Origin of the sequence: Hymenobacter swuensis DY53, from assembly GCF_000576555.1 — a bacterium.
GTDB lineage: Bacteria > Bacteroidota > Bacteroidia > Cytophagales > Hymenobacteraceae > Hymenobacter > Hymenobacter swuensis.
Genome location: NZ_CP007145.1, coordinates 4,080,131 through 4,099,022 on the forward strand (window position 1 = coordinate 4,080,131; position 18,892 = coordinate 4,099,022).

The window sequence follows — 18,892 nt, forward strand, 5'->3', positions numbered from 1 at the left end:
TTTTGCCGGGTAGGCCGCTGCGACGGGTTACCCGGCGTCCGGCAACGGTATTGAACCTATCCTCTTACTCGTCCTGCAACATGTTATGCGTATCGTTTTACTGCTGCTAGTGCTACAACTGCTGACCGGCTGTGCGGAGCCCCCCGCAGATTTTGAGGCCTTCAAACTACCTCGCCCAATAAATATGGCTCAGGTACTGGGAAACGCGCCGCTCCTGCTGGGCCCGCAGGATACGTTAATGTTACGCCTGCGCTTCGATGCCGCTACTGGCTACACCGAATTTAGTCTGCAAGAAGATTCCACAACGCACAGCTGGTTTATAGCCCGCGCATTCCGGTTTCGGAAGCTGTACTACTTGGTGGAAGAACGGCAAAACGCCCGGTATTGGGTGCATGCCGTGCGCATCCGGCGCGGTCAGGTACAGGGACTGGGCACCGGTTACCGCCAGATGCTGGACCTGAGCCAAGCAGCCTGGCAAGGACACTGGCCCCAGTTGCTTGCTTCCAATGGCGACAGTATGCAGCTACGCTTCAACCGGCAGCAACTTCGTAAATTCTATACTGAAGAAGTTGACCGCTTCACCACCTACCGGCTGGCAACCACATCGGCAGGCCAAGCAGCAACTCCTAGCGCGGACCTCACTCCTACCCAATCGATGAGCCTTTACCCCAACCCGGCCAGTACTTCCGCTACGGTAGTTTTCAAGGATACTGCCGCTCACTTGGTGCAGCTGTATGACGAGCGGGGCCGACTGCTGCAGTCGTACGCAACGACTGAAAACCAACTGTCTTTCCCCGTAGCTAACCTACCTGCGGGTACTTACCTAGTGCGCACCCGACTGGCCGCCAATGGCGCAACACTGACGCTACGCCTAGCAGTGACACACTGAGCGGACGGTTTCAACTTCGAGGCTACCCTTTCGTATAGCCGCTCAGCCATTCAACCTCCTGATTTATGAGCACAGCCATACAGCCCATTGCCCTCGTCACCGGCGCTACTTCCGGCATTGGCAAAGTAACTGCGCGGGAACTAGCGCGCCAAGGCTACCATGTGGTGCTACTGGCCCGCAACGCCGATAAAGCCGCCCATACCCGTCAGGAGCTCCAGGCGGCTGTGGGCCTCGGCCACCGTGTGGATGTATTGCTCTGCGACTTATCGGACCTGAGCCAGGTAGGACGAGCGGCCCAGGAGTTCAACCAACGATATGCCCGGCTGGATGTGTTGGTGAATAACGCGGGACTTGTCTTCGGGGCCGAGCGGGAAACCTCCGTGAACGGCCACGAAATGACCTTCGCCACCAACCACCTCGGGCCTTTTCTACTCACTAGCCTGCTGCTGGAAAAGCTGCAGCAAAGTCCGGCAGCCCGTATTGTGAACGTGGCCTCCATGGCCTACCAGTTCGCCAAGCCCGATTTTACGGACCTGGATGCCACCCGGCGCTATTCTCCCATGCGGGCGTATGCCAACTCCAAGCTGTTCAATATCATGTTTACCCAAGAGTTGGCCCGGCAATTACGCGAGCGGGGTATTCTCCGTATTACCACTAACAGCCTGCACCCGGGCGTGGTGGCCAGCAACTTCGGCAGCAACTCTACCTGGTTTACGCGGGCTTTCTATAAAATGGCCGCGCCGTTCATGACATCCTCCGAAGACGGGGCCCAGACCAGCATCTACCTGGCTTCGGCCCCGGAGGTAGCCCAGACCAGTGGTGGCTACTTTGTGAAGAAGCGTCCTGAAGCTGTAAAATCGGCCTTTACTACTTCTGAGAATGCCCAGCGGCTCTGGCAAGAATCAGAGCGGATGGCAGGACAGCCGTTTTTTGCGGCCTGATTTCCGCCTCTTCCCTTACTTTGCTTGTCAACTAAACGTAAAACCCCGCCCGGCGCAGTGCCGAGCGGGGTTTCTTACGTAAGCCAGAAGCCGTATTCGGCTAGTAGCGGTACAGGTCTGATTTGAACGGGCCTTCTACAGGCACCTTGATGTAGTCAGCCTGCTTGGGCGTCAACTCGTCCAACTCCACGCCAATTTTGGCGAGGTGCAGGCGGGCCACCTTCTCATCGAGGTGCTTGGGCAGAGTGTATACCTGGTTTTCGTACTGATCAGCGTTCTGCCACAACTCCAGCTGGGCCAGCGTCTGATTCGTGAACGAGTTCGACATTACGAACGAGGGGTGGCCAGTGGCGCAGCCCAGGTTTACGAGGCGGCCTTCGGCGAGGATGATGACCTCTTTGCCTTCGATGTTGTAGATGTCAACCTGTGGCTTCACCGTGTCTTTGGTGTGGCCGTAGTTTTTGTTCAGCCACGCCATGTCAATTTCATCATCGAAGTGACCGATGTTGCAGACAATGGCTTTGTCCTTAAGGCTGCGGAAATGCTCCTCCGTGAGGATGTCGCAGTTGCCAGTGGCAGTTACCACAATGTCGGCTTCCTTCACGGCGTTGGCCAGCTTCTTCACGGCAAAGCCGTCCATAGCAGCCTGCAGGGCGCAGATGGGGTCGATTTCGGTAACGATAACGCGGGCACCGGCACCGAGCAGCGAAGCGGCAGTTCCTTTTCCTACGTCGCCGTAGCCAGCTACTACGGCTACTTTACCGGCCATCATCACGTCGGTAGCCCGGCGGATGGCATCTACGGCCGATTCTTTGCAACCGTATTTGTTGTCGAATTTCGACTTCGTTACCGAGTCGTTCACGTTGAAAGCGGGCAGTGGCAGCGTGCCAGCTTTTACGCGCTCCAGCAAGCGCAGTACGCCGGTGGTGGTTTCTTCCGAAATGCCTTTGATGCCGGCGGCCAGTTCGGGGTACTGGTTCAGCACCATGTTGGTCAGGTCGCCACCGTCGTCGAGGATCATGTTCAGCGGCTCACGCTTCTCACCGAAGAACAGCGTCTGCTCAATGCACCAGTTGAAATCCTCTTCGTTGAGGCCTTTCCAAGCATATACCGGCGTGCCGGCAGCAGCAATGGCGGCAGCGGCGTGGTCCTGGGTAGAGAAGATATTGCACGAAGACCACGTCACCTCAGCGCCCAGTGCCTGCAGCGTCTCGATGAGTACGGCAGTCTGGATGGTCATATGCAGGCAGCCAGCAATGCGTGCGCCTTTCAGCGGCTGACTGGAGCCATACTCTTCGCGCAGAGCCATCAGACCCGGCATTTCAGCCTCGGCCAGACGGATTTCCTTGCGGCCCCACTCGGCGAGGCTCATGTCTTTTACTTTGTACGGAACGTAGGCCGTGGTCTTGGTGTCAACCATAGTGTTGGTAGCTGGAATGCGTGTTGCGTTTCAACCGCAAAGATATTCAATTTGTTACGCTTTTTCAGCCCATACTGATTTCCAACGCTTTACATCAAACAGCCCGCCTGACAATGTCAGGCGGGCTGTTTGATGTAAAGCGTCAGCTAGCGCAGTTAGTTGTTTTCAATAAACTCTGTCTTAACCTGCAAATCAGTTGTCAAGCCGGTAGAGGAGCCACGCACTAACAGGGTGTATATTTTGCCTGCGGCAATAGATTTGCTGTTGATAAGCAGCACCGGTACATTGCTGGAATTAGCAAGGTAAAAATTGCTCGTAGCCGCATCTATTTCCGTGAAAGCTGAAGCGTTACCAAACGACACGTTCGGAATTAGCAAGGAAGCTGTGCCGCTGGTTTCGGTACGGTACAGGCTCACGGGCGAAGCAGCACCAAGACCAATGTGCACTACCCGGATTTTTGCTTTCCCAGCCGCCGGAGCGGTCAGGTCATCCTCTACCCACAAAGGTCCGATGGAATTGGCCTGGTTAGAAGGGCTGTAAGCAAATAGCGTGTAGCTTTTGTCTTTCGCCACATTCTGGGTGCTGTTGACAACCGTAGTGGTGGTGCCGGCTACATTGACTTTGAAAACACGACTACCAGCAGTCAGCGTCTGATAGCCGGTATTTTCTCCATAGACAAGGTCTTTAACGGCCTTATCGTCAGCTAGCACGGATACCTTCACGTTAGCATTGGGTGCAGCATGTACTACAAGCACCTTGCCCTGGTCGGGGGTAGGCGTGGTGTTATCGTCGTCGTTGGAGCAGGCCGAGAAAGCCAGAACAGCGGGCAGAGCAGCCAACAGAACGGCCGGGCGGAAAAGCGAAGTCAGGGTTTTCATAAGCAGGAGAATGGATGAACTGACTGCCTCAACGAAGGCAGTTCCTGTTTTGTTGGATGAGCACTAAAACTTTTCCTCGATGAATTGCACTTTTTTCTCGTCCAAACACTTAGCTAGCTGAATATTTGTGCAGTAGATTTGTACTTATGCCCCAACTACTTTTGAACCACACTTCCAGCATTTTGCGTCGTTCTTTCGTTGCTGCCGCCTGTGCCCTTGGCCTCTCTCTTTCGGCTCAGGCACAGCAGGCCACTACCGTTATCCGGCTGGCTCCAGAGGATAAAGAGCGGGGACTAAACGGCGTCCAGAAGAACTTTTACTTTACTACCGGCGCGGGCACCACAGAGGCTGAATACCAAAGCGCAGGTTTTTTCGGACAACGATTGCGCCCCTATCTGGCCGGTAACCAGGAGGCCCTGGATAACCTGAACAGCTACCGGCGGCAGAAATGGCTGTTCGTGGCCGAGCGGCTCACCTTTGTAGGTGCCGTGGGCGTGTACGGGCAGCAGGTACTGGCCCTCAACGAAAAAGAGCAATATTTTAATAATACCCAGCAGGTTGCCATCGGTGTGGCAGCGGTTAGCCTGCTGAGTAACATTTTCATTTCCCGCAATACGAATTCGCATTTTCAGCGGGCAGTAGAGGCCAATAACGCCGGGCTGCCGGCCGCCCGCACGAGTGCCTTATACCAGTTGCGCCCCAGCGCGGTAGGCGTTGCCGCCAGCCGTACCGGTCAGCCAATGCTGGCCCTGCGCTGGAACCTACGCTAGCACCTTTCCTGTTTTCGGGTCATTCCGGGCGGACTTGGGAGTTGAACATCTGTAACAGGATGACGACTTCGGAGCCTTCGCCCGGAATGTTCTTTTTAACCTGTTCAGGCCGCATCGTACTGCCGGGAAGCTGACAATTGTCGGATTCCTGCTTACGTTTGATGACGTCTTTCGCCCTGGCCAGCTTCGGATTTACGTTCGGAGCCGACCTGTTTTCGTAGGAAACCTACATGGAATACCCGCTGCCGACGGCGGCCCGGCAATACGTTGCCGAGCACCTGCACGACGACCCTGCCACCCTGGCTCTGCAAGCGCGCCGCCACCCCCACCTCCCCGTCCCCGAGCTTATCCGCCAGATTCAGGCACGTCAGAAGGCCCGCGCCAAGATTCCGGCCTGGGCAGAAAACCCCGACCTAGTATTTCCACCGGCTCTGTCGGTCGAACAGGCATCTTCGGCCCGCACGGCCGCTTTCAAAGCCTCTCTGGTACAGGGCCAGCGCCTGGCCGACCTCACGGGTGGCTTCGGGGTAGATGTTGCGCATTTTGCCGCCGCCGTGGCCGAAGTCCACTACGTGGAGCGTAACGCGGCCCTGGCCGAGGTGGTCCGCTACAACCTGACTCAACTCAACATCCGGAACGTGCAGTGCCACACCGGCGACGCTGTGCAGTTCCTGCGCAGCACTCCCGATACGTTCGACTGGCTGTACCTGGACCCGGCCCGGCGCGATACGGCGGCCAAAAAGATATTCCGGCTGCAGGACTGTGAGCCCGACGTGCTGCGCCTGTTGCCGCTGCTATTGCATAAAAGCCGCAGTGTGCTGCTCAAAACCTCCCCCATGCTCGATATTGAGCAGGCCATTCAGGAGCTTCGCCAGGTACGCCGTCTGTGGGTGATAGCGGTGGATAATGAGTGCAAAGAAGTGCTGTATGAGTTGGGGCCCGAGCCGGCCATAGACCCCGAGCGATACACCGTAAATCTGCTCCGAACCGGGCAGCAGCAGGAATTCCGACTGAACCGGGCGCGGGAGTCCCGCGCCGTGGCCCGCTACGCCGAGCCGCAGCAATACCTGTACGAACCCAATGTGGCCGTGCTCAAGGCCGGGGCGTTCAAAAGCATCGGCACGGCGTTCGAGTTGTTGAAGCTACACCAGCACAGTCACCTTTATACATCTGATACGTTGCGTCCCGACTTTCCTGGTAGGACTTTCCGGATTCGGGCAGTGGAGAAGTACGACGGTCAGGCCCTGCGCCCTCACCTCGGCCCCGACGTACGCGCCCACGTCACCACCCGCAACTTTCCGGATACCGTGGCTGAATTCCGGCACCGAACCGGCATCCGGGAAGGCGGCGACCTGTACCTTTTCGCCACCACCAATCTGGAAGGCCGACTGATGGTGTTGGTTTGTGAGAAGCTGTGAAATAGTGCGTTTGAATACTCTGTCGGCGCTACTTACGCGGATTGTAAGGTCAAACGGACCATTCCACTACTTCACCATTTCACTTCGCGGGGCTAGTCCAGCGGTTGTTTTTGAGGCGGAAGCGCCAGGGCAACGTGGCGGCGGTTTCGCCGGCATAGGTCAGGCCTACACGGGAACTGGCCAGAACGTCTGATTCCGCAATGGTTTCGCCCGCGTCTTCCAGCCAGAGTAAAGAGTCCTGCAGATCCGTACCAGTAAGGGCCGGGGTGATGCCCAATGCCTGGGTCAGCAGGCCAGGGCCGGCCGTCAGGCGGGACGAATCGGAAGGAATGCCACCGCGCCGCGCCGTCATTATCTCCAAGCCGACCAATGGCTCTATGGCCCGGATAAGCACCGTATCGGGTTTATCAGCAGCATTGGTGCTGATGTTGAACAGCGTGTGGCGGTTGTATACTTGGTAGAGGTAGGCCCGGCCGCCGGGCTCGTGCAGGGCAAGGCCGTGGGTGCCGCGCCGCTTCAGATGCAGTTGCATGGAATCGTCGCCCTCATGCGAGTACGCCTCCGTCTCTACAACGCGCCCCCCTGTCAGTTGCCCATCAAGGCAGGAATAAACGTGTTTCCCCAGCAGGTCACGGGCAACCTGAACGGGGTCGGGGCGGCGGTAGAAGGACAGCGGCAGCTTGGACATAAAAGGCAGAGCGGAAGAAGAGCGTAGCAGCGGACACCCGTTGTTTGCGAACAATACAGCCACAGTATACGCGTCATTGCCTATCTTTGCCACTGTAAAGGTGTCCGGACCCCAATTGTGGGGCGAGGCTGAAAAGGGAATCCGGTTTAACGCCGGAGCTGTCCCCGCAACTGTACGCTTCATGAGTCGGCGCGTCATCACCGGCCACTGTTTCAGCTTCTTTACCGGAGGCTCACGAAATGGGAAGGCGACGCGCCCGGAGCAAGCCAGGAGACCTGCCTTTGCATTCCCCTATGTTCAGCGTCCTCGGAGGAAGGGCGGAGAATGAATGCAGTAGCGCCGCTTCGGCAGCGCGAGATACCCTTCTGTTTTCGGCCTCGGCTTCAGGGTTCAGCGAGTTTACCGGCTGATTTCTGAGGCTTTGAACTGAATTTTTCGATTGCGAAAATTTGGTTCGGAAGATGCGCTTACCTGAATTTTATCCTGCCGGGCTGTTGGGCCTGCTGGTGAGTTGTGCCTTATTGGTGCCGCAGGTTCTGGTGGCGCAAACCAGCAGCACACTAGATACGCTACGGCTGTCCGGGGTACGCGTGACGGGCCTGGGCGCGGAGCGGTTTGCCGTGGGCAGCCGGCGGTTTTCCTTGGATTCCCTGGCCCTGACCAACTACCGCACCGGTACGCTCACCGACGCGCTGAGTGCCCGCACGGCCATTTACCTGAAGAACTATGGCCCAGGCCAGCTGGCCTCCATCACGCTGCGGGGTACCTCGGCCCGCCATACGGCCGTCCTCTGGAATGGCTTCAACATCAACCTGCCGTCGTTGGGCGAGGCTGACTTCTCTTTGCTGCCCGTAAGCGGAGCCACGCAGGTAGATATTCAGCCGGGGCCAGCCGGGGCCATCTACGGCAATGGGGCTATTGGTGGCACGGTGTTGTTATCGTCGGGGGTGAAGTGGGGAACGGGCTGGCGCGGGGCCGCCCAGGCCGATTATGGCAGCTTTGGACTGGGAGCCGGCAACCTGGAAGCCGCCTTCAGCAACGAGAAAATAGCCCTCCGCACCAGCATACTATACCGGCAGGCCGATAACGACTTTGCCTACTACACCCGCGAAGCCCAGGGCCGGGTGCGGGTACGCCAGGAAAACGCCGCGTTGCAGCAAGCCAGCCTCACGCAGGATCTTACGCTACGCATGGGTCAGCGCAGTGAAATTTCGGCGGCTGTCTGGCTGACGGATGCTGACCGACAGATTCAGCCCGGCATTGGCACCAACAATACCAACGCCCAGGAGCGGGACCAGAGCCGCCGCTTCACGGCGGGCTACCGCTACGTGAGCACCCAACATGAATGGGCGGCCCGCGCGGCGTGGTTTGAAGATGTTCTGAACTACCGTGACGACGTGAGTGGTCTGAGCGAATCACGGGTGCGCACCAGCCAGGTCCAGGCAGAGCATACCTGGCGGTTTGCGCCTAACGCCTCGGTGCGCCTGGGAGGAGAGGCCCAGCGCTTCGCGGCGCAGGTAGATGGCTACGGCAGTGCGCCGCGCACCGAAAACCGGTATTCTGGCTTTGCCTTGTTTCGCTACGACCCGAGCCCGCGCCTGCAGTTGTCCCTGAACCTGCGGCAGGCAATCCTGCCGGGTCGGCGGCCGCCCCTCACGCCTACCGTGGGGGCCGAATGGCTGGCGTTTCAGGCCGGAGCCCATAGCATCAGCCTGAAAGGCAGCGCCTCGCGCAGCTACCGCGCCCCTACCCTCAACGAGCGGTACTGGCGGCCCGGCGGCAACCCCAATCTGCTGCCGGAGGAAAGCTTCGGATACGAAGGCGGCGTGGTGCATCTGTTGGAGCTCACACCTACCCGCCTGCGCCTGCAAACGGAATTAACGGCTTACCATCAGTTGGTAGATAACTGGGTGCAATGGACGCCGGGGGCTTCTTATTGGTCGCCGCGCAACTTGCGGCAGGTGCGGGCGCAGGGATTGGAAGCCAGCAGCCAGCTGACGTGGCGCCCCAGCACTTACCAGCTCACGGTGCGCGGCAGCTATGCCTTTACCCAATCCCGCAAAACCCAGGGCGCAGCCGATGATGCTGACCCAGTAGGCCGGCAATTGCCCTTCGTGCCGTTGCATACTGCCGCTTTCAGCACCGACCATACCTGGCGCGGCTGGCAATTGAGCACAGCTTTCACCTACACCGGCTACCGCTACACCGATGCCTCGGCCACGGAGTTCCTGCCTTCCTTTCCGCTCCTGAATGCCTCCATGGGCCGCACGCTGGCTGTACGGCCCGCCTGGAAGCTGCTGCTGCTGGCCCAGTGCTACAACCTACTAAACCTCGATTACCAGAGCTACCAGAACCGCGCCATGCCGCTCCGCCACGGCAGTTTGAGCCTACGCGTATTCTGGCGCTGAGTCACGCCTTCTTTTCCTTAACCTAATTACCTGCATGAAACCATTTTCCGCCTTTACCGGCCTTCCCGGCCGCTTGCTTCTGGGCAGTGCCGCCGCCCTAAGCCTGCTGGCCTGTGACCCAGACAACGAGCCGGAGCCTACCGAGCAACCCATCGTCACCAGCACAGTATTCGTGGTGAACGAGGGTAATTTCCTACGTTCCAATGCCGATATCAGCCTGTTCAGCAAAGCCAGCAGTTCGGTAACCAACAAAGCCCTGTTCAACTCCGCCAATGGCCGGACGCTAGGTGACGTGGCCCAAAGCATGGCCGTACAGGACAGCCTGGGTTACATCGTGGTCAACAACAGTAATAAGCTGGAAGTGGTGTCTTTGGCCAAATTCCGCTCCAAGGCCACTATTACTGGCCTGAAGCTGCCCCGCTACTTTGCCGCCGCTTCTTCGGCCAAAGGCTACGTAACCGAAACTGTGTCGTACAACGGCGGCAATGGCCGGGTATCGGTACTGGATCTGAAGACGAATACCATCAGCAAGTCTGTTGAAGTAGGCGTGCAGCCCGAGAAGTTATTGGTGGCCGGCTCACGGCTGTACGTGACCAACAGCGGCGGTAACACCGTAACGGTCATCAATACCGCTACTGATGCCGTGGAAGGCACCATCACCGTGGGCGACTCGCCTAACAGCCTGGCCCTGGACCGTGACGGCAAGGTATGGGTGCTGAGCGGCGGCAAAGTGGCCTACAACCCCGATTACTCCGTGGACTACTCCCGCACCACCAAAGGTAGCCTGGCGGTTATCACGCCCGGTCAGCTGACGGCCACGCAGCGCGAAGTTGACTCCAACACCAGCTCTCCCAGTAAACTCACCATCAACGGCGCCAAAAACCAGCTCTACTACACGTACCGTCGGGGCGTATACACGCTGGGCATCGGGGATGCCGCACTGCCCACCACGCCCCTCATTCGGCGTAGCTTCTACGGGCTGGGCATTGATCCACAGGACAACACCATTTACGGCGGCATCGGCTCCTTTACGGCCGCCGACAAGGTTATCCGCTACCGCAGCACCGGCGTGGCCATCGACTCGTTCACGGTCGGCATCGGCCCGAACGGCTTCGTATTCTATTAATCTTCTATTAATCGTTTCTCGCCCGGCAGCCTTGGTGGCAGTCGGGCGGCCTCTCCCCTCTTTCGGAAACAACTTAGCTCCTGACCAGCGCTGGCCCCAAACCACCGTGCCCCGGTTGACAACCAACGAGCCCACAACTTCGGTTGCGGGCTCGTTGCATTTCAGGCCGTTGATAATAGCTAATCGGCAAGGCCGTCGTGGTTCCGGTCGGTGGTTTCGCCGGCTTGCTCGTACTGCTGGCGACCGGTAGGACCATTCGTGGTGTCCCGGCTCAGACCGGAAGTAGCGGAATCGGCGGCCAGGGTGGCGTTCTGGCGGCTGGCCGGGTCGAGGCTTTTCTCAGCCCCGCGCTCCACGTTGGTGGCCCCGGTATCGGTGCCGGTATTGCAGGCGGACACTAGACCAGTGAGCAACACGGCGGCGGCCATCGGCCGAAGCGAAAGAGAGAATTTCATAGTAGCTGGATTTAGGAAGACCAATGAGAACAAGTATTTTCAGCTGTACGGCTGACCATGCCGCTGGTTTTTGCGTACACTAGTATGCATTCTTTTATCCTAACCATTTCACTGCTGTTCCGCTTTTCTCCGTATATGCCACCCCTGCGCTTCTGTATCCGTAGCTAACCCATAGTATAGGCGCATATGAGGCAGACGTTTATATTTGCCGGCCCGTATTTGCTGCTATGAACCGATCTTCTGCCCGCCCGTTACCTTTCCGGCCGCTGTTGCAGCGCGCGGGGGTTCTGGCCGGAATCAGCCTTTTTCTGGCCCTGGCTTTGGTGACATATCTGTACGGTGTGCAGGACCATTTCTTCGGCCGGATTTCTGGGGCTTTTTTCGTATTTTTCTGGCTACTGGCCGTAACTTTTCTGGCGGTAGTACCCTTTGTAAACTGGGCGGCGGCCAACTGGTTTGGAAAGATGTGGGCCGAGCCCGCACCGGAACCGGTCCGCCGGACCAAAGCCAACCCTACCACTCCCACTATCCGTAAACCCACGCGTACCGCAACGCGGCTGAACCCAACTCAACATCCGTGAAAACTACGCTCCTCCACATTAAAAACATGGTTTGCCCACGCTGCATTGATGCCGTGCGCAGCCTCCTTGAGCAAGCAGGTTACCGCCCCACCGATGTGCAGCTGGGCCAGGCCCAACTAGACCAAAGCACTCCCGCCGACCCCGCATCCGTTGCTCCCATGCTCCGCGAAGCCGGTTTTGACGTAATTATGGGCCGGGCCGACCAGCTTACTGAACAGATCAAAACGGCACTGGTCGAGTACCTGGAGCACCTGCGCACGGCGCGGATGCCCCTGACTACTTCGGCCTTCCTGACGGACCGCTTTGCGGCCACGTACTCGCACCTGAGCAAAGTATTTTCGCGCACGGCCAACCTCACCATCGAGAAATACCTGATCCGCCTCAAAATTGAGCGCGTGAAGGAGATGCTGAGCTACAATGATATGACGCTGAGTGAAATTGCCGAGCACATGCGCTACAGCTCCGGACAGCACCTGAGCAACCAGTTCCGGCAGGTAACCGGCCGCTCGGTAAGCGAATTCCGCCGCGACCTGATGCCGCGTCGCCTCTCGCTGGATCAGCTGGCGTAAGCCCAAGCTAGGCAAATCAAAGAGCATAAAAACGTCCCGAATATGGGTCTGCCAGGAGCTTCGACGTTTTTATGCTATGCCTTCATCAGTGCGGTGTAATTCGCCGGTATTGTGCTGAATGTGCGGCACTACATCGAACGCCATGTAGTTGGCGGAGAAACTGAGCAGATTTGTTTGCCCTAAAAAATCATTGTGTTCTATCTGTACTGCTGCTCTGTACCAACAATCAAAGAAGTTCACGAACCCATGAAACGTGTTGCGCAACAAGTGGAGCAGGAAACCCGGCTGGTTATGTCCACCAGATTGAAAATTCAGGTAGTTCTCGAATGCGCAATTCTCAATAGTTAGCCCCTGCAAAAAGTACGCAAACGAAAAGTCACGACGTACAAAATGGCAGTTGGCAAGCCGAACAGGGCTTTTGAAGCTTAAATGAACAGCTTTCAGATTCTCATCCCAGCACTGCTCAAGTAGTACCGGATGTGCAGGGTCGTCTTCGTGAAAGTTCAGGGAGCCTACCACACGGTAGCCGCGCACCGCCTTCCCGGCTTGCAACAGGCACAACGCCTCTGCACCGGAAATTTTCGGTAGTACCGCAGGGGAAGTCACTCGTATGATACGGGGAATATACGGCAACCTATCGGGCCGTACCTTTGCCGACACCTTTTCCGCCGGTTGGCGGTTGTTGTCCCGTGTCGTCTACTGCCCAACCCCGCATCCTGCTTATTACGCCGCCGCTCACGCAGCTCAACACGCCGTATCCGGCCACGGCCTACCTCAAGGGGTTTCTGGGCGGGCGCGGCTACGCGGTAACCCAGGCCGACCTGGGGCTGGAGCTGGTGTTGCAGCTGTTTTCGCGGGCGGGCCTGCAGCGAGTGTTTGCCGAAATTGAAGCCGGCAGCTTTGCCCTGAGCGACAACGCGCGCCGGATGCTGCGCCTCAAAAATAGCTATCTGAGCACGGTGGAGCCGGTCGTCCGGTTTTTGCAGAACAAGGATAACACGCTGGCCCCGCGCATCTGCCACAGCCGGTTTCTACCCGAAGCCAGCCGCTTCGATAACGTGGCCGACCTGGAAACGGCCTTTGGCACGATGGGCCTCACTGATCAGGCGCGCCACCTAGCCACGCTCTACCTCGAAGACCTAGGCGACCTGATCAAGGAAACCGTGGGGCCGCAGTTCGGCTTTTCGCGCTACGCCGAGAAGCTGGGTATGTCGGCCACCACCTTCGATGCGCTGCACGAGGCGCTGCAGACCCCGCCGAACCTGCTCGACCGGATGCTGCTGGAGCTGCTGGATACGCTGCTGGAACGCGCCCAACCTGATATAGTGGGCTTTACGGTGCCGTTTCCCGGTAACCTGTACGGCGCGCTGAGACTAGCGGCCCGCGTGAAGCAGACGCGTCCCGGCACCTACACCAGCATGGGCGGTGGTTACCCCAACACGGAGCTGCGCACCATCCGGGAACCCCGCTTCTTCGATTACATCGATTTTCTGACCCTGGACGACGGCGAAGGCCCGTGGCTGCGGCTGTTGGAAGCTATCAGCGGCCATACAGAACGTCAGGCTGAGCTTGCCGAAGCATCTCTACCGCTGACTTATCAATTCCAAGGCAACGAAGCGGTAGAGATGCTTCGACAGGCTCAGCCTGACATTCCTCTCCAACCGATACCTACTCACCAACTTCAGCGCACCTTTCTGCGCAATGCGGCCGGCGAGGTGGAGTACATCAACCATCCGGCGCCGGATATTCCGCATCCCGAGGTCGGCACGCCCGACTATTCCGACTTGCCGCTGACGGAATATTTATCGGTGATTGAGGTGCTGAACCCCATGCACCGGCTCTGGAGCGACGGGCGCTGGAACAAGCTCACCATTGCCCACGGCTGCTACTGGAAACGCTGCTCCTTCTGCGACGTGACGCTGGACTACATTTCGCGCTACGAAACCGCACCGGCCGCCCTGCTAGTGGATCGGATTGAGCAGATCATTGCCCAGACCGGCCAGACCGGCTTTCACTTTGTGGACGAAGCCGCCCCGCCCCTGGCCCTGCGTGATTTGGCCGTGGAGCTGCTGAAGCGGCGGGTAAGCATTACGTGGTGGGGCAATATCCGCTTCGAGAAAACCTTCACGCCTGACCTGTGCCGGCTGCTGGCGGCCTCAGGCTGCATTGCCGTGAGTGGCGGGCTGGAAGTAGCTTCCGACCGCCTCTTGGCCCTTATGGAAAAAGGCGTGACCATTGCCCAGGTCGCCCGCGTGACGGATGGCTTTACCCAGGCCGGCATTATGGTCCACGCCTACCTGATGTACGGTTTCCCCACCGAAACCGCCCAGGAAACCGTGGATTCGCTGGAAGTGGTGCGGCAGCTGTTCCAGGCCGGCATTGTGCAGAGCGGCTACTGGCATCGATTCTCGATGACGGCCCACTCGCCGGTGGGTAAGAACCCAGCGAAGTATCAGGTAGTCCCGACCGGCCCTGAGCCCGGCCCTTTCGCCTGGAACGACCTGTGGCACGACGACCCCACCGGCACCGACCACGAACAGTTCGGCCCTGGTCTGGCCAAGGCTCTTTACAACTACCTGCACGGCGTGGCGTTGCAGGAGCCGTTGGGTTTCTGGTTTGACTTCCGGGTGCCTAAGCCCAACGTACCGCGCCATCTCATTAGCCAGGCGTTGCAGGAATCTGCCAAACCCGATGCCAGCCGGCTCAACAACCGCCTGTTCTGGCTGGGCAATGCGCCCGAGTTGCGTCTGGAATCCGGCAAAAAAGGCGGGCGGGCTGTGCTCACATTTTACGAGCAGGCTGAGGATTTTGAGGTAAGCGTACCGACCGTGCTCGGCCCCTGGCTGCATGCGCTACTCACTAACCTGACGGCCGACTACGATACCAAAGTGCTGCTGAAAGATGCGGCGGCTGTTTATCCTACCACTGGGCAACCTTGGGAGCAGTTTCTGCTGAGCCCAGCCTGGCAGCTGCTGCGGGAAAAAGGACTCCTGATTTTATAACCCCGGCTTACCGTTGCCCAAGCCATTCGGTAAGGCCAGGCCAGTAGCCGGCCGCTGGTTGGGGCCATTGCCATTGACCATCGGAACGCGTGCGGCCGGGTTGCAGAAAATCGGCAGTAGCCTGCGGAATGATGCGTACCTGCGTGCCTTTCCGGTAACCCAGTGCCGTGCGCAGCCGACGCGCGCTGGCCTGCACCTGCACCGTCGTATCGAGGCTAGCGTACAGGCTCAGCGTAGGAATGCGCTGCTGGCTCAGCACTTGATACAACTGTGCCTCGGCCCGCGTGGCTGCTGAGGCGCCTTCTAACACCACAAAACCGGGCTGCGGCAACTGCCCAGCCGCCGCCGCAACTAGCACGGTAGCCGGGCCGCGGCCCCAATAGCCTACCCGACTGGAATCAACGCCGACCTGCCGGCGCACAGTAGCCAACACGGCCGCTGTTGTCTGGGCGGTTGCTGAATCGGATGCTGCCGCTACGGGCACCACCACTGTAACAAAGCCCCGACGGGCCAGATATACTGCCCGGCTACCGGCCGCAGCAACAGTAGGCGGCGGAGCGAGCAGCACCAGAGCTGGGTGCTGAGGCAGCGTATCATCGGGGAGTAGCAGGCGCAGCCGGCGGAAGCCGGTGCCGGGAACGGCAAAGACCTGCTCCCGAAAACCCCGCGCGGCGGCTTCACCCCGACGCACCCACACGAAATCGGCCTGCAGACTATCCCAGCGCAATACTCCCCGCAGAAAGTCTCCTTCCCGGACCGCCTGCACCGTAATACCTCCTTGCTGAGCCGCCAGCTGCTCCAGCCGCAGCTGCGGGGCCTGATAACTGGTACGGGCGGCTTCAAACTCAAGCCCGGGCAGTTGAGGAAAGCTCACTTCCGCCTGCAGTTTTCCCGGACTGATTTCGCGCAATTCCAGTGCTACCCGCAGCTCTGCGCCCTGGTAGCTGATGGGTCCTTCGTAGTGGCCCGTGGGCGGTGGCACCGTGGCAGCAGCTTCTGAGTCCGTATTGCCGGAGCAGCCAGCCAGCAGGACCAGGGCTGCTGCTCCTATTGGGCAGCAAACCGCAAAGCACACAGACCGAAGAGTATTCAAAGGCGGCAGGTGGTTAGAAAAAAATCAAAGGTAAATCCTTGGTACGTGCTTAGTAATCAGTCCTGCCTTACAGCCCCTTCCGCAGAATCAGGTCGTTCTGCACGTCGGAGCCAATGGTGAAGGTATGTTCACCAATGCGCTTGAAGCCAAACCGTTGGTAGAACTCCCGGGCCCGTTCATTCTTTTCCCATACTCCCAGTACAACGGCCCGGCAGCCCTGCTCGCGTGCTTCCTCAATGGCCCGACGCATGAGCGAAGCTCCCAGGCCGGTGCCAATCCAATCCTCGGCCACGTACAGCCGCTCAATTTCCAACCGGTCTTCGGGCATTTTCTCCGGGTCGAGGCCCAAAGTAGAATGGAGCCTGAGTTTGGCGTAGCCCACTACTTCCTGCACCATCTGGGCCAGCAAAAACACGGTATCGGGCTCCTGCAGCTCAGCCAGCTGCTTGTCGGGGCCGAAAGTAGCCTCTTCGTAAGCCGCCATATCTTCGGGCCGGTTCTGAGCAGCATACGTGTCGTGAAACATGCGGCGGCCCATTTCGGCGAGTTGGGTAGCGGTGGCAGGGTTGCGTTTGGCAACAAAGATGCGAAGCGGAGTAGTCATGGCAGAAGAAGCCCGGGTGGGCAATAGGCCACAAAGGTAAGGGGCTTAGTCTACCGTGTCATTACCGCGCCGCTCACGCCAGCCGTAGCGCAGCATCATCAGGGCCGCTACCAGCATTATCATGTATAATACTAGTTGCTGCGTGGCCAGCGCGTCAGTTCCCAGACGCTGGTACGCATCATACACGACATAAAGGCGTAGGCCCACGCCCACCAGCAGCATAAAACCGGCAGTCAGAAACAGTAACCCTACCAGGCGGCGGGTAGCGGGAGGCAAAGGCCAAGCCATAGAACAAGCATTGAAACTGAAAACAGATACTCAACCAGCTACTGCCATACACTGGCATGGTTTCTTGCACTTGTGCAGCCTATCAACACCGATGGCCGGGCAAATAAGCATACTATCCGATACGTAACGGGTTGTAAATTGATTTCTGCCGCGTACTTTTGCCTTACCAATCTTCATCAAGCGAGAGTAGCTCAGTTGGTAGAGCATCAGCTTCCCAAGCTGAGGGTCGCGAGTTCGAACCTCGTTTCTCGCTCACTTTTAATCAGCCACTTAGATAGCAATCTAGGTGGCTGATTTCATTTTGGGGTATACTACGGGGCATACTGCCCGCCGTTCAACTCCCGCTGAAAAGCTTGCAGAAACAACCCTACGTGGTAGCCATCGGCTAAGCCATGATGCACGTTGACGGCTACGGGCATCAACTGGCGGCTGCCATCGGGCCGGAGCCGACCTACGGAAATCTTCGGTATACTGTCGGGGTGGGAGAACGAACGGGCGTGGGTGAGGCTGGTGAAGTTCACCCAGGGCAGGGCTGAAAAGTGGATGACATCGGGGCGGGCTGTTTCAGGGCTGAGACGCAGGCCGCTGCTCTGGCGCACGGCGTCGGCTTCGGCCGACAGGCTTTCCCCAAACGTCCGCAAATCGGGGTGGTATGGCACGAAGCTGAAGCCGAAGGTGTGGTCGGGGCGGCCTAAAGTGGGGGAAACATTGATCTGTTCGTAGCAATACACCTGGCCGTCTTCTACCCGGTAGCGCAGGTTTTCCACTTGGTTTACGGCCGTAAGCGCTGCGTGCAGGTATACCTGAAAAAACGATAGGCCTAAGGCCTTGGCGCGGGCCAGAGCCGGAGCAGCATCCACCTCGGCCACTACGCCAAAAAACGGCTCCTCGAAGGCAGAAAAGAAGGAAAAATGCTCCCGCCGATTCCAGGAAGCTTGGTCAATGAGCTGTTTCATGGGCCGCAAGTTCGGTAACTTTGCCCGTCTCTTTCGCCTTCGCCATGCCCGCGCCCCGACTCATTGCTTTCGACGCCGACGATACTCTCTGGCCCAATCAGCCACACTTTGATGAGGCAGAGGCCCGCCTTTACGACCTCTTGACGCATTACGGTACCCCGGCGGCGCTAAGTAGCCGGTTCTTCGAGGTGCAGCGCCAGAACATGGACTTGTTTGGGTACGGCGCGAAGTCATTTATGCTGTCCATGATTGAAACCGTTATTCAACTGACGGACGGACAGGTAACCGGCACCGAGATTCAGCACGTCCTCGACTACGGCAAGCGGCTGCTGGATTTTCCTATCGAGCTGCTGCCGCACGTACCGGAAGTGCTGGCCCATGTGAAGCAGGGCGGCCTGCCGCTGATGTTGCTCACTAAAGGCGACCTGTTCGACCAGGAAAGCAAGCTGGCCCGCTCCGGTCTGGGCGACTTATTCGACCATGTAGAAATTGTGAGCGAGAAAAACGAAGCTACCTATCAGCGCCTGCTCAGCCGCTACGGCGTGCAACCGGAGGAATTCGTCATGATTGGCAATTCCCTGAAGTCCGATGTGCTGCCGGTGGCGCGCCTGGGTGGCCGGGCGGCTTACGTGCCTTACCATACCACCTGGGTAATGGAACGCGTAGCCGAAGACGACTTGGCAGGACTGACCTTCTACAAAGCCGCTTCCCTAGCCGAAATTCCGGCTTGGCTGGAGCAGTTATAGCAAGCCGGCTAACCTGCTTATCCCAGGCAACTGAGCTATTAGCAAAGCACCTTCTTAACC

Annotated in this window: 19 protein-coding genes, 1 tRNA gene and 1 riboswitch; of the genes, 11 read left to right on the forward strand and 9 right to left on the reverse strand. The window is 58.5% G+C overall.

Annotation, left to right across the window (positions count from 1 at the left end):
* The first annotated feature begins 184 nt into the window (after window positions 1–184).
* Together HSW_RS18955 and HSW_RS18960 are read left to right on the forward strand one after the other, a co-directional pair.
* Entirely contained in the window at window positions 185–889 is a 705-nt protein-coding gene (locus HSW_RS18955; protein ID WP_197031912.1) for a T9SS type A sorting domain-containing protein, read from the forward strand.
* A gap of 65 nt (window positions 890–954) precedes the next feature.
* The gene (locus tag HSW_RS18960) at window positions 955–1,830 is read left to right on the forward strand and encodes an SDR family oxidoreductase (protein WP_044003279.1); all 876 of its coding nucleotides are present in this window, start codon (window positions 955–957) and stop codon (window positions 1,828–1,830) included.
* A 100-nt stretch (window positions 1,831–1,930) separates the two neighbouring features.
* On the opposite strand, the gene ahcY is transcribed toward HSW_RS18960, so the two are convergent.
* Complete coding sequence (gene ahcY, locus HSW_RS18965; RefSeq protein WP_044003281.1) at window positions 1,931–3,250, reverse strand: adenosylhomocysteinase; 1,320 nt, start codon at window positions 3,248–3,250, stop codon at window positions 1,931–1,933.
* A 155-nt stretch (window positions 3,251–3,405) separates the two neighbouring features.
* Entirely contained in the window at window positions 3,406–4,128 is a 723-nt protein-coding gene (locus HSW_RS18970; protein WP_044003282.1) for a DUF4397 domain-containing protein, read from the reverse strand.
* A gap of 182 nt (window positions 4,129–4,310) precedes the next feature.
* Between HSW_RS18970 and HSW_RS18975 the strand changes: the two genes are divergently transcribed.
* Window positions 4,311–4,898 carry a hypothetical protein gene (locus HSW_RS18975; protein ID WP_155833058.1) on the forward strand — a complete coding sequence of 196 codons (588 nt, stop codon included), beginning with the start codon at window positions 4,311–4,313 and terminating at the stop codon, window positions 4,896–4,898.
* 230 nt (window positions 4,899–5,128) lie between these two features.
* Window positions 5,129–6,316 (forward strand): THUMP-like domain-containing protein, encoded by a 1,188-nt coding sequence (locus tag HSW_RS18980; protein WP_044003284.1) that lies wholly within the window; start codon window positions 5,129–5,131, stop codon window positions 6,314–6,316.
* 79 nt (window positions 6,317–6,395) lie between these two features.
* Here the strand turns inward: HSW_RS18980 and HSW_RS18985 are convergent, their stop codons facing one another.
* Window positions 6,396–7,004: a DNA-3-methyladenine glycosylase gene (locus HSW_RS18985; protein WP_044003285.1), complete on the reverse strand. Its 609-nt coding sequence runs from the start codon at window positions 7,002–7,004 to the stop codon at window positions 6,396–6,398.
* An 81-nt stretch (window positions 7,005–7,085) separates the two neighbouring features.
* A riboswitch (cobalamin riboswitch) is annotated at window positions 7,086–7,301 on the forward strand.
* Between the two features lie 164 nt (window positions 7,302–7,465).
* Between HSW_RS18985 and HSW_RS18990 the strand changes: the two genes are divergently transcribed.
* Together HSW_RS18990 and HSW_RS18995 are read left to right on the forward strand one after the other, a co-directional pair.
* Window positions 7,466–9,412: a TonB-dependent receptor plug domain-containing protein gene (locus tag HSW_RS18990; protein WP_044003286.1), complete on the forward strand. Its 1,947-nt coding sequence runs from the start codon at window positions 7,466–7,468 to the stop codon at window positions 9,410–9,412.
* 34 nt (window positions 9,413–9,446) lie between these two features.
* Entirely contained in the window at window positions 9,447–10,538 is a 1,092-nt protein-coding gene (locus HSW_RS18995) for a DUF5074 domain-containing protein (protein ID WP_044003288.1), read from the forward strand.
* Between the two features lie 179 nt (window positions 10,539–10,717).
* On the opposite strand, the gene HSW_RS19000 is transcribed toward HSW_RS18995, so the two are convergent.
* Window positions 10,718–10,993, reverse strand: coding sequence for a hypothetical protein (locus tag HSW_RS19000; RefSeq protein ID WP_155833059.1), 276 nt, complete (start codon window positions 10,991–10,993; stop codon window positions 10,718–10,720).
* A 227-nt stretch (window positions 10,994–11,220) separates the two neighbouring features.
* Between HSW_RS19000 and HSW_RS19005 the strand changes: the two genes are divergently transcribed.
* On the forward strand, window positions 11,221–11,574 hold the full coding sequence (locus HSW_RS19005) for a hypothetical protein (protein WP_044003291.1): 354 nt from the start codon (window positions 11,221–11,223) through the stop codon (window positions 11,572–11,574).
* A complete protein-coding gene (locus HSW_RS19010; protein ID WP_052346617.1) occupies window positions 11,571–12,143 on the forward strand; it encodes a helix-turn-helix domain-containing protein in 573 nt (190 codons plus the stop codon). The genes HSW_RS19005 and HSW_RS19010 overlap by 4 nt, the downstream gene beginning before the upstream one ends.
* Before the next feature lie 69 nt (window positions 12,144–12,212).
* Here HSW_RS19010 and HSW_RS19015 read toward each other — a convergent pair whose 3' ends face one another.
* A complete protein-coding gene (locus HSW_RS19015) occupies window positions 12,213–12,749 on the reverse strand; it encodes a hypothetical protein (RefSeq protein ID WP_155833060.1) in 537 nt (178 codons plus the stop codon).
* Between the two features lie 83 nt (window positions 12,750–12,832).
* Here HSW_RS19015 and HSW_RS19020 point away from each other — a divergent pair, with 83 nt between their 5' ends.
* Window positions 12,833–15,145, forward strand: a complete 2,313-nt coding sequence (locus HSW_RS19020; protein WP_044003293.1) for a B12-binding domain-containing radical SAM protein — start codon at window positions 12,833–12,835, stop codon at window positions 15,143–15,145.
* 7 nt (window positions 15,146–15,152) lie between these two features.
* On the opposite strand, the gene HSW_RS19025 is transcribed toward HSW_RS19020, so the two are convergent.
* From HSW_RS19025 to HSW_RS19035, 3 genes are all read right to left on the reverse strand, one after another.
* Complete coding sequence (locus tag HSW_RS19025) at window positions 15,153–16,238, reverse strand: dienelactone hydrolase family protein (RefSeq protein ID WP_197031913.1); 1,086 nt, start codon at window positions 16,236–16,238, stop codon at window positions 15,153–15,155.
* A gap of 67 nt (window positions 16,239–16,305) precedes the next feature.
* Window positions 16,306–16,842, reverse strand: coding sequence for a GNAT family N-acetyltransferase (locus HSW_RS19030; protein ID WP_052346618.1), 537 nt, complete (start codon window positions 16,840–16,842; stop codon window positions 16,306–16,308).
* A gap of 45 nt (window positions 16,843–16,887) precedes the next feature.
* Complete coding sequence (locus HSW_RS19035) at window positions 16,888–17,130, reverse strand: hypothetical protein (protein ID WP_044003295.1); 243 nt, start codon at window positions 17,128–17,130, stop codon at window positions 16,888–16,890.
* 180 nt (window positions 17,131–17,310) lie between these two features.
* Here HSW_RS19035 and HSW_RS19040 point away from each other — a divergent pair.
* Window positions 17,311–17,383: transfer RNA gene (locus HSW_RS19040), tRNA-Gly, on the forward strand.
* A gap of 58 nt (window positions 17,384–17,441) precedes the next feature.
* Here HSW_RS19040 and HSW_RS19045 read toward each other — a convergent pair.
* Window positions 17,442–18,086, reverse strand: coding sequence for a chloramphenicol acetyltransferase (locus HSW_RS19045; protein ID WP_044003297.1), 645 nt, complete (start codon window positions 18,084–18,086; stop codon window positions 17,442–17,444).
* Window positions 18,087–18,106: 20 nt separating this feature from the next.
* On the opposite strand from HSW_RS19045, the gene HSW_RS19050 reads away from it, so the two are divergent.
* On the forward strand, window positions 18,107–18,832 hold the full coding sequence (locus HSW_RS19050; RefSeq protein ID WP_316931393.1) for an HAD family hydrolase: 726 nt from the start codon (window positions 18,107–18,109) through the stop codon (window positions 18,830–18,832).
* Window positions 18,833–18,892 lie beyond the last annotated feature (60 nt).